Source organism: Mesorhizobium sp. B2-2-4 (assembly GCF_006442375.1).
GTDB lineage: Bacteria > Pseudomonadota > Alphaproteobacteria > Rhizobiales > Rhizobiaceae > Mesorhizobium.
This window is the reverse complement of the sequence record NZ_VFWB01000011.1, coordinates 162,190-176,331: the sequence shown is the minus strand read 5'-3', so window position 1 is coordinate 176,331 and position 14,142 is coordinate 162,190. Positions and strand designations below refer to the sequence as shown.

Here is a 14,142-nt window from a genome sequence, read left to right as displayed (position 1 = left end):
ATGAAAATCAAGACATCCATCCATCCTTCCTCCGTCGTGGAGGAAGGCGCTCAAATCGGCCAAGGCGTCCGCATAGGACCGCTCTGTTATGTCGGCGCAGATGCCGTGATTGGCGACGGCGTTGAACTGGTCAGCCATGTCTCGGTGATAGGCGCGACGACGATCGGCGCGTCGACCAAGGTCTATCCGATGGCGATACTGGGCGGGCCGCCGCAGAACACCAAGCACAAGGGCGGCCGCACCACGCTCGTCATCGGCGAGAACTGCACGATCCGCGAAGGCGTGACCATGCATGTCGGCACCGATACCAGCCGCGGCGAAACGACGGTCGGCGACAATGGCAATTTTCTCGCCTACGCCCACATCGCCCATGACTGCGTCGTCGGCAAGAACGCCACCTTCGCCAACGGCGCGACGCTGGGCGGACACTGCGAAATCGGCGACAACGTCTATATCGGCGGTCTCAGCGCCGTTCATCAATTCGTGCGGGTAGGCGACAACGCTTTTCTTGGCGGGTGCTCGGCTTTTGTGGGTGATGTCATTCCCTATGCAATGGCGGCGGGAAATCGGGCCAGCCTGCGCGGCCTCAACATCATCGGGCTCAAGCGCTCCGGTCTGCCAAGATCCGAGATCTATCTGCTGCGCAGGGTCTATAAGACAATATTCGACCGCTCGCGCACCGTTGGCGAGAACATTGAATTCGCCAAGGCGGAATTCGCCACGTCACCGACCGCCATGAAGATCATCGATTTCATCTCCAGTCGCGGCAAGCGGCACTATGCTGTGCCATCGCTCAAGGGGAGCGATGGCGATGACGGCGATGACGAAGACTGAGGCGGCGGCAGCGGATTTCGTTCTCTCGCCGGGGGCCAGGGTCGGCATCATCGCCGGTGGCGGCAGCCTGCCGGTGGAAGTCGCTCAAGGCCTGGCCGCGCATGGCTACCCGCCCTTTATCCTCTTGATGGAAGGCGAGGCCGATCGCCGGCAGGAGTTGCTGCGATACGAGCACGGCAGCCTTGCCCTCGAGCAGATCGGTTCACTGGTGGCGACGCTGAAGCGCCACGGCATCACTCATGTGATCCTTGCCGGCGAAATCAGACGCCGGCCCCGGCTGACCGACATCCGCCTGAGCCTTGGCTTGCTGGCGATCGTGCCATCGGTGATCATGGCGCTGGCGCGCGGCGATGATGGACTTTTGAAGGTGGTGACACGCGGCCTGGAGAAGCGGGGCATCAAAGTGGTCGGCGCGCATGAGGTCGTTCCCGAATTGGCCGCCGGCGAAGGCACGCTGACCGCGGCGAAACCAAAGCAATCGGACTGGCGCGACATCGAGGCGGCCAGGCTGGCCGCCAAGGCCATCGGCGCGCTTGATATCGGGCAGGCGGCGATTGCGATCGGAGGCCGGGCCATCGCGCTGGAAGGCATCGAAGGCACGAGCGGCCTGCTCGAAAGAGCGCGCGCGCTGCGCGGCCATGGCAGGCTTGCCGGAAAGACCCGCGGAGTGCTGGTCAAATGCGCCAAACCCGGCCAGGAGCTGCGGGCCGACCTGCCGTCGATAGGGCCGCAGACGGTGGAAGCAGCCCATGCGGCGGGGCTTGCCGGAATTGCCGTCGAGGCGGGGCGCTCTCTCATCCTGGAGGGGCCGGCGACGCTGTCGCGGGCGAATGCGCTCGGCCTGTTCATCGTCGGCCTGCCAGCAGGGGAGCCGGCGCATGGCTGACAAGGCGCTGAAGATCGCAATCGTGGCCGGCGAGGAATCCGGCGACCTGCTTGGCGCCGACATCGTGCGTTCGATCAAGCAGTCGACGGGCCGCGAGGTGCAGCTCGTCGGTCTCGGCGGCCGCCATCTGCAGGCGCTCGGGCTGGTCTCGCCGTTCGACGCCGGCGAGATCGCGCTCATGGGCTTCAGCGCCATTCTGCGAGACCTGCCGCGGCTGATGCGGCGGATCGGCCAACTGGCCAGGATGGTCGCGGATGAGAAACCCGACTGCCTCATCACCATCGACAGCCCCGACTTTTCGCTGCGCGTGGCCAGGAAAGTGCGCGCGGCCAACCCCACCATCCCGATCATCCACTATGTCTGTCCCAGCGTCTGGGCATGGCGGCCGGGCAGGGCGGTGGCGATGAAGCCCTATGTCGACCACATCCTCTGCATCCTGCCGTTCGAGGTGAAGGAGCTCGGCAGGCTCGGCGGACCGCCAGGGACCTATGTCGGACATCGCCTCACCCATGACGCGGGCGTGCTCTCGGCAGCCAGGACGCAGGCCCAACCGCGGGATCTTTCGCCGGATCGCCTGAAGACGCTGCTCGTCCTGCCCGGCTCGCGACGCAGCGAAGTGCGGCGGCTGCTCGAGCCATTTGGGGAGACCGTGTCGATGCTGCGGGCACGCGGGCATCGCCTGCGGCTGATGTTGCCGACCGTGCCGCATGTCGCCGATGTCGTGCGCTCGGCGGTCGCTCGCTGGGACGAGAAGCCCGAGATCATCCTCGACCCTGAGCGAAAGTGGCAGGCCTTCGGCAAGGCTGACGCGGCGCTGATCGCGTCCGGCACGGTTTCGCTTGAACTGGCGCTGTCCGATGTGCCGATGATCTCCTGCTACCGGCTTGACCCTGTTGCGCGCATCGTGGCGCCATATCTCGTTTCGGTCTGGTCGGCGCTGCTACCCAATCTGATATCGGATCGGGCGCTGATCCCGGAATTCTACAACGAGTATGTCAAGCCGAACAATCTGGCCCGCCAACTCGAAGCGCTGTTCGCCGACACAGGCATTCGCAGATGGCAGAAGGACGGGTTCGCCGAGATCGCGCGGCGCATGACAACCGCCAAGCCGTCAGGCGACATCGCCGCGCAGGTGGTGATGGGGTATATCAAGAGAGTGAGTAGTGAGTAGTGAGTAGGATTACCGCTCTTTCCCTACTGACTACTGACTACTCACTTATTCACTTCTTCCTTTTTACCGCTTCGCGATCGGCACGTAGTCTCGCTCCGGCGCGCCGGTGTAGAGCTGGCGGGGGCGGCCGATCTTCTGGCGCGGATCCTCGATCATCTCCTTCCACTGCGCGATCCAGCCGACGGTGCGGGCGACGGCGAACAGCACGGTGAACATGGTGGTGGGGAAGCCCAGCGCCTTCAGCGTGATGCCGGAATAGAAGTCGACATTGGGGTAGAGCTTCTTCTCGATGAAATAGGGATCGGTGAGTGCGATCTTCTCCAGTTCCATGGCGATGTCGAGCAGCGGATCGTCCTTGATGCCGAGTTCGCCCAGCACCTCATGCGCGGTCTTTTGCATGATCTTGGCGCGCGGATCGTAGTTCTTGTAGACGCGGTGGCCAAAGCCCATCAGCCGGAACGGATCGTCCTTGTCCTTGGCGCGGGCGATGAATTCCGGAATATGATCGACATGGCCGATCTCGCCGAGCATGTTCAGCGCCGCTTCGTTGGCGCCGCCATGCGCCGGGCCCCACAGGCAGGCGATGCCGGCGGCGATGCAGGCGAACGGATTGGCGCCAGACGAGCCGGCGAGCCGAACGGTAGAGGTCGAAGCGTTCTGCTCGTGGTCGGCGTGCAGGATGAAGATGCGCTCCATGGCGCGCGCCAGGACCGGGTTGATCTTGTATTCCTCGCACGGCACGGCAAAGCACATGTGCAGGAAGTTGGCGGCGAAATTCAGTTCGTTCTTCGGGTAAATGAAGGGCTGGCCGATATGGTATTTGTAGGCCATGGCCGCGATCGTCGGCATCTTGGCGATCAGCCGCATCGACGCCACCATGCGCTGGTAAGGATCCGAGATGTCGGTGGAGTCGTGATAGAAGGCCGACAGCGCGCCGACCACGCCGCACATCACCGCCATCGGATGCGCGTCGCGGCGGAAGCCGGTGAAGAAGCGCGACATCTGCTCATGCACCATGGTGTGGCGCGTCACGCGGTAATCGAAATCGTCCTTCTGCGCCTTGGTCGGCAGTTCGCCGTAGAGCAGGAGATAGCAGACTTCCAGGAAGTCGCCATGTTCGGCCAACTGGTCGATCGGATAGCCGCGATGCAGGAGAATGCCGGCGTCGCCATCGATGAACGTGATCTCGGACTCGCAGCTTGCCGTCGAGGTGAAGCCGGGATCGTAGGTGAAGGCGCCGGTGGTGCTGTACAGCGTGGCGATGTCGATGACGTCAGGCCCGACTGAACCACTTCGCACCTTGAATTCGTGCGTCTTGCCGGCGAATTCCAGCTTTGCCGTGGCTTCCTGGGTCTTGCCGCCCAGTTCCCGTCTTGTCGCAGCTTCGGTCATTGCAAACTCCTTCTTGTTTCCTCATGCCGGCAAAGGCAAATTCTGCAAAGCGACACGTCGAAGTCACCGAATGCGCGTATTCGCGACCGCATTTTAGGAAGTGCGTGCCAGATTGGGCCAAGGCTCAATGTTGCACTGCGAAACGCGCCTTTCAATGCCAATCTTCTTGGGCCAGATTGCTCCTAATCGATTTGATCGGCGATGCGCGCCAGGCTCTCCTCGCGACCAAGCACGGCGAGAACGTCGAACACGCCGGGCGAGGTGCTCTTGCCTGTCAAGGCGGCGCGCAAGGGCTGGGCGACGGCGCCGAGCTTGTAGCCGCCGGCCGTCGCATAGTCCCGGATCGCGGCTTCAGCCGAGGCCGCCGTCCAGTCGCCTGAAACCGCCTCGAGCGCGTCGTGAGCGCCACGCAGGACCTTGCGCGCATCGTCATTGAGCAGCAGGGCTGCCTTCTCATCGATCGGCAACGGCCGCGCGGCAAACAGGAAGGCAGCGCCATCGACAAGTTCGACCAGCGTCTTGGCGCGCTCCTTCAGCCCCGGCAACGCTGCCAGCAACTGTGCCCTGTTCCGGTCGTCGAGGCGTGCGGCCATCGCCGGGCCGCCCTCGAGATAGGGCAAGGTGGCGATGAAGATGTCGAACAGCTCGGCATCGCCCATGCGACGCATGTGGACGCCGTTCAGCGCCTCCAGCTTGGCGAAATCGAAGCGGGCGGCGCCCTTGTTCACATCGCCGATGTCGAACCAGGCGATCATGTCCTGGATCGACATGATCTCGTCGTCGCCGTGGCTCCAGCCGAGCCGAGCCAGATAGTTCAACAGCGCTTCGGGCAGGTAGCCCATGGCGCGGTAGGCCTCCACGCCCAGCGCGCCGTGCCGCTTCGACAGCTTGGCGCCGTCGGCGCCGTGGATCAGCGGTATGTGCGACATTGAAGGCACATCCCAGCCCATGGCGTTGTAGATCACGGTCTGGCGGGCGGCATTGGTCAGGTGGTCGTCGCCACGGATGATGTGGGTGACGCCCATGTCGTGGTCGTCAACGACGACGGCATGCATGTAGGTCGGATTGCCGTCCGAGCGCAGGATGATGAAGTCGTCCAGATCCTTGTTGGGAAAGCGCACGTCGCCCTGGACACGGTCATGCACCACCGTCTCGCCTTTGGTCGGCGCCTTGATGCGGATCGCGCCCTTGACGCCAGGAGGCGCCTGCGAAGGGTCGCGGTCACGCCAGCTTCCGTCATAGCGCGGCGGCAGGCCCTTGGCCCGCGCCGCGTCGCGCATTGCCTCAAGCTCGGCAGGGGTCTCGTAGCTGTAGTAAGCCTTGCCCATGCGCACCAGCTCCTCGGCCACCTCGCGATGGCGCGGCGCGCGCTCGAACTGCGAGACGGCGTCGCCGTCCCAGGTGAGGCCGAGCCAAGTCAGTCCTTCGAGAATGGCTGCTGTCGCCGCATCGGTGGAGCGCTCGCGGTCGGTGTCCTCGATGCGCAGCAGCATCGTACCGCCGGTGTGCTTGGCGTAGAGCCAGTTGAAGAGCGCCGTACGCGCGCCGCCGATGTGCAGGTAGCCGGTGGGCGAGGGGGCAAAACGGGTGACAAGCTTGTCGGACATACAACTCTCGGGAAACGTCTGGAGCGGGGTGCGGATCACACGCACTTTCGCGCGTCGCGCGTTCATGTAGCATAGGGTGTCGAGGGCGCAAGGGGCAGACCCGATGGCTGGAGCGGGCAGGGGCGCGGAGGAAGGCGAGGACGTCGTTGCCGGCGTCAGCGAACGCTCTTTTTTTGCCACGCCCGCGCCCGCCTCATTGCCGCTGGCGTTGTCGCCCCTACAGCAGCCGAGCAAGTCGCCGCCGGCGGATGTTTCCACGCCGCCCGGCATTCCCGCAGCCGGCGCGGCCGTGCGTCTGCGCCGTGAGTTCGGCCGTGCTTCATGGCCTCGTCTGCGCAACGGCGTGGCCAGAGCGTCCGAGCTCGAACTCGATCGGGGCATAGCCTTCCTGCTCGTGCCGGTGTTCCTGGCATGCGGATCGATCGCCTATTTTTCGCTGGCGGCGGAGCCGGGCTTTGCCAAGCCTGTCGCGGTCGCGATCCTGATGTCGCTGTGCGCGCTCGTTTCACGCTCATGGCCGAAAACGCATCTGTGCTTCATGGCGGCGCTGTTGTGCGCGCTCGGCATGCTCGCCGGCAAAGTCGAGACGTGGCGAGCGGGAACGCGGATGCTGGGCTCGGAAATCTCCACGCAAATCACCGGCCGCGTCGTTTCGGTCGACCAGATGGAGACCGGGCGCATCCGGCTGACCATCGATGTGACATCGACCGCGCGGCCGAAACTACTCTACGCGCCGGAGCGCGTTCGCCTTTCGGCACGCAAGGTGCCGGCTGAAGTGACGGCCGGTTCGCTCGTGACCGGCTATGCCAGGCTGTTGCCGCCGACCGGACCGGTGCGGCCGGACAGCTACGACTTTTCCTTCGACAGCTACTTCGCCGGCATAGGCGCCAGCGGCTTCTTTCTCGGCAACCCCAAAATCGTCTCAGCCGATGACAGGCCGCTGTGGGCCGCCCTTTCAGCCGCCATCGAGAGTGCTCGCGAAAGCATTGCCGACCATATCAGGGGCAGCATCGGCGGCGCCGAGGGCGAGATCGCCGCGGCGCTGATCGTGGGTGTGCGCGCCGGGATTCCCGACGAGATCAATGAAGCGATGCGACGCACCGGCATCTACCACATCATCTCAATTTCCGGGCTGCACATGGCGCTGGTCGCCGGCACGGTCACGGGTCTGCTGCGTGGCGGCTTCGCGCTGTTCCCGAATTTTTCCTCCCGCCGGCCGGTCAAGAAATACGCGGCCGCGGCGGCACTTTTCTCCATCGCCGCCTACCTCGTCATTTCGGGCGTCGTTGTCGCCGCCGAACGCAGCTTCATCATGCTGGCGGTGATGCTGATCGCCGTTCTGTTCGATCGGGCGGCACTCACCATGCGCAATCTGGCTATTTCGGCGATCGCCGTCATCGTGGTGTCGCCGCACGAGGTGGTAGGGCCGAGCTTCCAGATGTCCTTCGCCGCCACCGCGGCCCTGGTCGGCGCCTATGCCGGCTGGTCGGATCGCAAAGCCGACAAAGCGCGGACCCCGCCGCCGCAACGGACCTTGCCTGGCCTGCTGACGCGAAAATTGCTGCTGGCGACAGGTGGGCTGGCGATGACCTCGATTATCGCGGGAAGCGCCACGGCGCTTTTCGCCATCTGGCATTTCCAGCGCGTGTCGCCGCTCAGCCTGTTCGCCAATCTTGCCGTCATGCCGATCGTTTCGGTCGTGATGTTCCTTGCGGTTGCCAGCGCGCTGCTGATGCCGTTCGGGTTCGATGGACCATCCCTTTATCTGATGGGCAAGGGACTGACCGCGATGATCGCCATATCAGGATGGATCTCGCAACGCTCGCCGGTCGACGCGGTCGGGTTGATTTCGCAGCAATCCGTCCTTCTGGTGGCGATCGCCCTGGTCATCGCGACGATGGCCACGACATGGCTGCGGCTGGCGGCACTTCCCTTCGCGCTCGCCGGCCTGTTGACCGTCTCGGACACGCGCACGCCGGACGTGCTGATTTCGGAGGATGCCCGCCTGGTGGCGTTGCCGATCGGCGGCGGCGAGCTCGCGATCAACCGGGCGCGCCCGAACGAATTCACCGTCGATAATTGGAAACGCGCGCTGAAGTCCGAAACCATCGTTGCGCCGGAACTGTTCGACAGCGGAGACCGACAGTTCGACATCTTCGATCCCGCGCAACTTCCGGCGGGAGCGCCTTTCTATTGCTTCACGGGCCTGTGCATGGCCCGGCATACCTCGGGGGCGATCATCGCGCAGGTGGAGGATCGCAAGGACGCCTGGAGGGCCTGCTCCTATGCGGATCTGATCGTCATCAACGACCCCGCGGGCTACGATCCCTGCCACAATCCGCTGGTTCTCGTCATCACCAAGCGGCAGCTCGCTCGCAAGGGAAGTGCCGCCGTCTTCTTCGACCAGCAATCGGCGACGGCACCGGCACGGGTCAGCTTTGCCGTCGACAGGCCATATCGGCCCTGGCACGAACAGCGGAAATTCTCACGCGAGGCAAGGGGACTGCCGCCTTACCGTAAACCCGAAAAGCCCACCGCCGACCCCGCTCAGTAGCGCCTGATCAGGCCGACCAGCTTGCCTTGCACCTTGACCCTGTCCGGTCCGAAAATACGTGTTTCATAGGCCGGATTGGCAGCCTCGAGCGCAATCGAAGCACCCTTTCGGCGGAAGCGCTTCAGCGTTGCTTCCTCCTCGTCCACCAGGGCCACGATGATCTCGCCGGGACTTGCGGTGTCGGCATTGCGGATGATGACCGTGTCGCCGTCGAAAATGCCGGCCTCGATCATCGAATCGCCCTTGACCTCCAGCGCATAGTGTTCGCCGCCCATGATCATGTCAGGCGGCACTGAAATGGAATGCGTCTGATGCTGGATGGCGTCGATCGGCACACCCGCTGCGATGCGACCCATGACCGGGATCGACACCGCTGAAACCGCGTCGTCGTCATTGCCGGCAGCGGGCAGACGCGAAGACGTCGCCGGCTTGATCTGCCGGCTAGGGCTGCTGCCCTGTCCGAGGCTGCCCTGGATGACGCTCGGGGAGAACTTCTTTGCCGCGTTAAGACCCGGCGCGATCGAGTCCGGCAGGCGCAGCACCTCCAGCGCGCGCGCCCGGTTGGGCAGGCGGCGAATGAAGCCGCGCTCCTCCAACGCCGTGATCAGCCGATGAATTCCCGACTTGGAGGCGAGGTCCAGCGCTTCCTTCATCTCGTCGAAGGACGGCGGAATGCCGCTTTCCTTCAGCCGTTCATGGATGAACATCAAGAGTTCATGTTGCTTGCGCGTGAGCATGGCGGCCCCCAAAGGCATTGCACGAAGGGTCTGGAACCAGAATCAGAAAACAAACCCAGAACAAACACTATCTGTTCCAGTTGTGTTCCGCAACCATTTAAAGTTTAATGAATTTGTTAAGGCGACGGAAACGAAATGCCCTCCCGCAGCCAGCATCCTGCCAGCGCGGTCCGTCGTCAATGCGCTCCCGGGCCCTTTGAAACTATTTTGGTTAATGGCCTGTGGCCCGACCGGTCTCCACTCTTGGCACAAGCCTGCAAGCTGGGTGACCGGCAGGTGCGGGGTGCGTTTGGGCGGATTAGAAACCCCTGCGGCTCGTGAACGAAACGAAACCAAAATGCCAACTTCCGCCGGAAAACGGCCAGACACCACCACTGGTCGCGACGGGCTGCGTTCGTTCGTTCGCTTGACGAAACCGTATAATAATGTACGGTTTTCGAAGAGGAACACCAATGACCACGCCGAAGCAGGCCGCGCGACGCGAACGGATAGAGGAGGCCGCCTATGCGGTGCTCCGGGAAGCCGGCTACAAGAGCGCCTCCCTGCTTGCTATCGCCAAGCGGGCATCGGCCTCGAACGAAACCCTCTACAACTGGTACGGCAACAAGCAGACCCTGTTTCGATCCTTGATCGAAGCCAATGCGGGAGAGGCAAGGAAGCTGCTGGAGGACGCCCTTCACCAGGCGCGCGATCCGCTCGAAACCCTGAACTTGCTCGGGCCAGTCCTGCTGACCCTCGTGACGGGCGACAAGGCGGTGGCGCTCAATCGCGCCGCGGCCGGCGACGTCAACGATACAGGCACGCTTGGCCAATCGATCGCGCAATTCGGCCGCAATACCATAATGCCGCTTGTTGGCGACCTGCTTCGAACCGCAAGTCGGGCCGGCCCGATCGCCTGTGACGATCCTGCCGAAGCCGCCGACATCTACATCAGTCTTTTGATCGGCGATCTCCAGGTTCGCCGGATCGTTGGGGTGCTCGAGGAACTGCCTCGGGCGGAAATCGAGCAAAGATCGAACCGGGCGTTCACCCTGTTCTTGCGCCTCTATGCGGCCAGCCCTTGCCCGGGCGGCAAAACAGCCGGCCCGTTTCCAGGGCGCTCTTCTCACCGAGGAACATCGCGACCATGAGCAAAATTCCCGATCTCGCAGCGATCGAGGCAATGGACACCGCGGATCCGCTGCGTGCCATGCGTGACCGCTTCACCTTGCCCCAGGGGGTGATCTATCTCGACGGCAATTCGCTGGGCGCCGCTTCGCCAGCCGTGTTCGGCGAGCTGCAGAAGGCCGCCACGCAGGAGTGGGCGCAGGATCTCATCCGCGCCTGGAACACCGCCGGCTGGTTCGACATGCCGGTCGAACTCGGCGACCAACTCGGGCGCCTGATCGGGGCCGCCGCCGGCCAGACGGTGGTCTGCGATACCACCTCGATCAACATCTACAAGGTGCTGCATGCGGCACTCGGGATGCGGCCGGACAGGTCAGTCATCATCGCCGAGGGGGACAGCTTTCCGACCGATCTCTATATGGCCGAAGGCGTTGCCTCGACGCGGCCGGGCACGGTGCTGCGGCTCGAGGGTGTCGATGCGCCGACCATAGAAGAACTGATCGACGAGCGGGTCGCGGTCATCCTGGTCAACCACGTCAACTACAAATCCGGGCAGTTACGCGACATGGCCGCGCTGACGCGGACGGCACATGATGCCGGCGCGCTGATTGTCTGGGATCTCTGCCATACCGCCGGCGCCTTGCCCGTCGAGCTCGACCGTTCGAATGCCGATTTCGCCGTTGGCTGCACCTACAAATATCTCAATGGCGGCCCGGGTGCCCCGGCCTTCATCTACGCGGCCGAGCGCCACCATGGCGATGTCCGCCAGCCGCTCAGCGGCTGGTGGGGCCATGCGCGGCCATTCGCCTTCGAACAGGGTTTTGCTGCCGGCACAGGCATCCGCCGGTTTCTCTGCGGCACGCAGCCTGTGCTGTCGATGCGCGCGCTCAAAGGGGCGCTCGATGTCTGGAACGACGTCGACATGGCAGAGGTGCGCAGGAAGAGCATGGCGTTGACCGATCTGTTCATCCAACTGGTCGAGGCAAAATGCGGCGCCTACGGCCTCGAACTCGAAAGCCCGCGCGATGGCAATGAGCGCGGCAGCCAGGTTTCGTTCCTCCACCCGCATGGCTATCAGGTGATGCGGGCCTTGATCGAGCGCGGCGTGATCGGCGATTTCCGCGCGCCATCCACGATTCGCTTCGGCTTTACGCCGCTTTATGTCGGCTATGTCGATGTCTGGCAGGCTGTCGAGGTGCTGGAAGACATTTTGCGCACGGACGCGTGGCAGGAGGCGCGTTTCGCCGTCAAGGCGGCGGTGACTTAAGAGCCTGTCGCTCAGAAAAGCGCAGTGGGTTCGGGATAACGATATGCAGTCGGCAAAGCTACGTCAGAGCCGGGTGCGGACCTTCCACAGCTCCGGGAACAACTCCACCTCCAGCATCTTCTTCAGGTAGGACGCGCCCGATGTGCCGCCGGTGCCGCGCTTCATACCGATGATGCGCTCGACCGTGGTGACGTGGTTGAAGCGCCAACGGCGGAAATAATCCTCGAAATCGACCAGCTTCTCGGCGAGTTCGTAGAACATCCAGTAGCGCTGCGGGTCGCGGTAGATGATCTGCCAGGCGACAAGGACCTCTTCGTTCTCGGTCCGCGTTTCGCGCCAGTCCGTACGCCTTGCGTCGGCACCGATGTCGAAGCCGTTACGGGCGAGCAGCAGCAGCGCCTCGTCGTAGAGCGACGGTTGCGCCAGGATCGCCTCCAGTTTCTCGCTGAGGTCCGGCCGGTGCTTGTGCGGTCCGAGCATTGCGAGATTGCGGTTGCCGGCCATGAACTCGATGGCACGGTACTGCCACGACTGGAAGCCCGAGGACTGGCCAAGCGCGTCGCGGAACTCGGTGTATTCGCTGGGCGTCATCGTGCGCAGCACGTCCCAGGCATTGTTGAGCTGCTCGAAGATGCGGGCGACGCGCGAAAGCATCTTGAAGCTCGGTTCGAGACGGTCGGCGCGGATGGAGCGGATTGCGGCGCCGATTTCGTGCAGCGCGAGCTTCATCCAGAGTTCCGATGTCTGGTGCTGGATGATGAACAGCATCTCGTCATGGGCTGACGAAAGCGGCTCCTGCGCCTCGAGCACCTTTTCCAGATGCAGATAGTCGCTGTAGGACATGCGCTCCTTGAACGACATTTCCGCGCCCTCGGCGGACGGGTCGTAGGGCTTGCTCAATTGATCTTCTCCGCGCGCAGCCGGAAGCGCTGGATCTTGCCGGTCTGCGTCTTGGGCAAAGCGGCGATGAATTTTACCGAGCGCGGATATTTGTAGGGCGCGATCGTGGCCTTGACGTGATCCTGCAGACGCTTGACGGTCATTGCGTCTGGCGCCACGCCTTGCACGAGCACCACATGAGCCTCGACGATCTGGCCGCGCTCGGCATCCTCGGCGCCCACCACCGCGCATTCGGCGACATCGGCATGCGCCAGCAGCGCCGCTTCGACCTCTGGGCCGGCGATGTTGTAGCCGGCACTGACGATCATGTCGTCGGAGCGCGCTGCGAAGTGGAAAAAACCGTCCTCGTCCTGCCAGAACGTGTCGCCGGTGAGGTTCCACCCGTCGCGGACATAGTCGCTCTGCCTGGCATCGGCCATGTAGCGGCAGCCGGTCGGTCCCCGCACCGCGAGCCTGCCCGCGGTGCCGCGCGGCACTTCGCGCATTTCGTCGTCGACGACGCGCGCCTGATAGCCGCCAACGGCCTTGCCGGTGGAGGCAGGCTTCATGTCATCGAAGCGGTTGGAGATGAAAATATGCAGCATTTCCGTGGCGCCGATGCCGTCAAGGATCGGCTTTCCGGTTTTCTCAGTCCATTCCTCGAACACCGGCGCCGGCAAGGTTTCGCCGGCCGAAACGGCGACGCGCAGCGACGATAAATCGGCCCCTTCGTCCATGGCCTTGAGCATTGCGCGATAGGCGGTGGGCGCGGTGAAGGAGATCGTCGCTTTGTAGGTTTCGATGATGTGGACCATGTTGGGCGGCGTTGCCTGTTCCAGCAGCGTCGCCGCGGCGCCGAAACGCAGCGGGAAGATGGCGAGCCCGCCAAGGCCAAAGGTGAAGGCCAGGGGCGGCGAGCCGACGAAGATGTCGTCAGGCGTCACCTGCAGGATCTCGCGGGCGTAGGCGTCGGCGATGATCAGGAGGTCGCGGTGAAAATGCATCGTCGCCTTCGGCACGCCTGTCGTGCCTGAGGTGAAGCCGAGCAGGGCGACGTCGTCACGCCCGGTCTGCACCGCGGTAAACGTCACGGGCTTGTCGAGGGCGGCGCGATCGAGTTCGGCGTCGTGGTTGGCGGTGCCGTCGAAGCCGATGACCTGCTTGAGGAACGCGCTGTCCTTGGCGCAGGCGGTCATCTCGTCCATCAGCCTGGTGTCGCACAGCGCTGTGGTGATTTCGGCCTTGTCGACGATCTTGGCGAGTTCGCCGGCGCGCAGCATCGGCATCGTGTTGACCACGACGGCGCCGACCTTGGTGGCGGCCAGCCAGCAGGCCACCATTGCGGGGTTGTTGGCCGAGCGGATCAGCACCCGGTTGCCTGGCTTGACGCCGTAATTCTCGACCAGCGCATGCGCCAGCCTGTTCGTCCAGTCGGATAATTCCTTGTAGGTGCGGCGGCGGCCGTTGCCGATCAGCGCGGTGTGGTCGCCCAACCCTTTCTCGACCAGCCTGTCGGTCAGTTCGACGCCGGCATTGAGCCGTTCGGGATAGTCGAAGCCGTCGAGCAGGAAGTCCGGCCATTGATCCGGCGGCGGCAGGTTATCGCGCGTGAACGTGTCGATATGCGCTGATGGCCCAAGCATTTTCGGCTGCCCCTGTCTGCCTCACGCCCATCGCTGAACAAGGCACAGGATCGCACCAGTCGAAA

At 63.8% G+C, this 14,142-nt stretch carries 11 protein-coding genes; 6 read left to right on the top strand and 5 right to left on the bottom strand.

Annotation, left to right across the window (positions count from 1 at the left end; translation table 11 throughout):
• From lpxA to lpxB, 3 genes are read left to right on the top strand one after another with little or no spacing between them, the layout of a single operon-like run.
• Positions 1–834, top strand: a complete 834-nt coding sequence (lpxA, locus tag FJ959_RS25785) for an acyl-ACP--UDP-N-acetylglucosamine O-acyltransferase (protein ID WP_140498684.1) — start codon at positions 1–3, stop codon at positions 832–834.
• Positions 806–1,720, top strand: coding sequence for an LpxI family protein (locus FJ959_RS25780; protein ID WP_140557156.1), 915 nt, complete (start codon positions 806–808; stop codon positions 1,718–1,720). Before lpxA ends, FJ959_RS25780 begins: the two co-directional genes overlap by 29 nt.
• Positions 1,713–2,891, top strand: a complete 1,179-nt coding sequence (gene lpxB / locus FJ959_RS25775; protein WP_140632824.1) for a lipid-A-disaccharide synthase — start codon at positions 1,713–1,715, stop codon at positions 2,889–2,891. Before FJ959_RS25780 ends, lpxB begins: the two co-directional genes overlap by 8 nt.
• Positions 2,892–2,954: 63 nt before the next feature.
• Here lpxB and gltA read toward each other — a convergent pair whose 3' ends face one another.
• Both gltA and gltX read right to left on the bottom strand, forming a co-directional pair.
• Positions 2,955–4,283 (bottom strand): citrate synthase, encoded by a 1,329-nt coding sequence (gltA, locus tag FJ959_RS25770; protein WP_140498678.1) that lies wholly within the window; start codon positions 4,281–4,283, stop codon positions 2,955–2,957.
• Positions 4,284–4,465: 182 nt separating this feature from the next.
• Complete coding sequence (gltX, locus tag FJ959_RS25765; RefSeq protein WP_140632821.1) at positions 4,466–5,890, bottom strand: glutamate--tRNA ligase; 1,425 nt, start codon at positions 5,888–5,890, stop codon at positions 4,466–4,468.
• A gap of 103 nt (positions 5,891–5,993) precedes the next feature.
• Here gltX and FJ959_RS25760 point away from each other — a divergent pair, with 103 nt between their 5' ends.
• Positions 5,994–8,444: a ComEC/Rec2 family competence protein gene (locus FJ959_RS25760; protein ID WP_140632818.1), complete on the top strand. Its 2,451-nt coding sequence runs from the start codon at positions 5,994–5,996 to the stop codon at positions 8,442–8,444.
• Here the strand turns inward: FJ959_RS25760 and lexA are convergent.
• Positions 8,438–9,181: a transcriptional repressor LexA gene (gene lexA, locus FJ959_RS25755; RefSeq protein WP_140498674.1), complete on the bottom strand. Its 744-nt coding sequence runs from the start codon at positions 9,179–9,181 to the stop codon at positions 8,438–8,440. The two genes, FJ959_RS25760 and lexA, sit on opposite strands and share 7 nt — an antisense overlap.
• A gap of 452 nt (positions 9,182–9,633) precedes the next feature.
• Between lexA and FJ959_RS25750 the strand changes: the two genes are divergently transcribed.
• Both FJ959_RS25750 and kynU read left to right on the top strand, forming a co-directional pair.
• The gene (locus FJ959_RS25750; RefSeq protein WP_181167302.1) at positions 9,634–10,311 is read left to right on the top strand and encodes a TetR/AcrR family transcriptional regulator C-terminal domain-containing protein; all 678 of its coding nucleotides are present in this window, start codon (positions 9,634–9,636) and stop codon (positions 10,309–10,311) included.
• A complete protein-coding gene (gene kynU / locus FJ959_RS25745) occupies positions 10,308–11,555 on the top strand; it encodes a kynureninase (protein WP_140564529.1) in 1,248 nt (415 codons plus the stop codon). The genes FJ959_RS25750 and kynU overlap by 4 nt, the downstream gene beginning before the upstream one ends.
• 63 nt (positions 11,556–11,618) lie before the next feature.
• Here the strand turns inward: kynU and kynA are convergent, their stop codons facing one another.
• Both kynA and FJ959_RS25735 read right to left on the bottom strand, forming a co-directional pair.
• A complete protein-coding gene (gene kynA / locus FJ959_RS25740) occupies positions 11,619–12,455 on the bottom strand; it encodes a tryptophan 2,3-dioxygenase (RefSeq protein ID WP_140498668.1) in 837 nt (278 codons plus the stop codon).
• The gene (locus tag FJ959_RS25735; RefSeq protein ID WP_140515363.1) at positions 12,452–14,077 is read right to left on the bottom strand and encodes an AMP-binding protein; all 1,626 of its coding nucleotides are present in this window, start codon (positions 14,075–14,077) and stop codon (positions 12,452–12,454) included. Before FJ959_RS25735 ends, kynA begins: the two co-directional genes overlap by 4 nt.
• Positions 14,078–14,142: the final 65 nt, after the last annotated feature.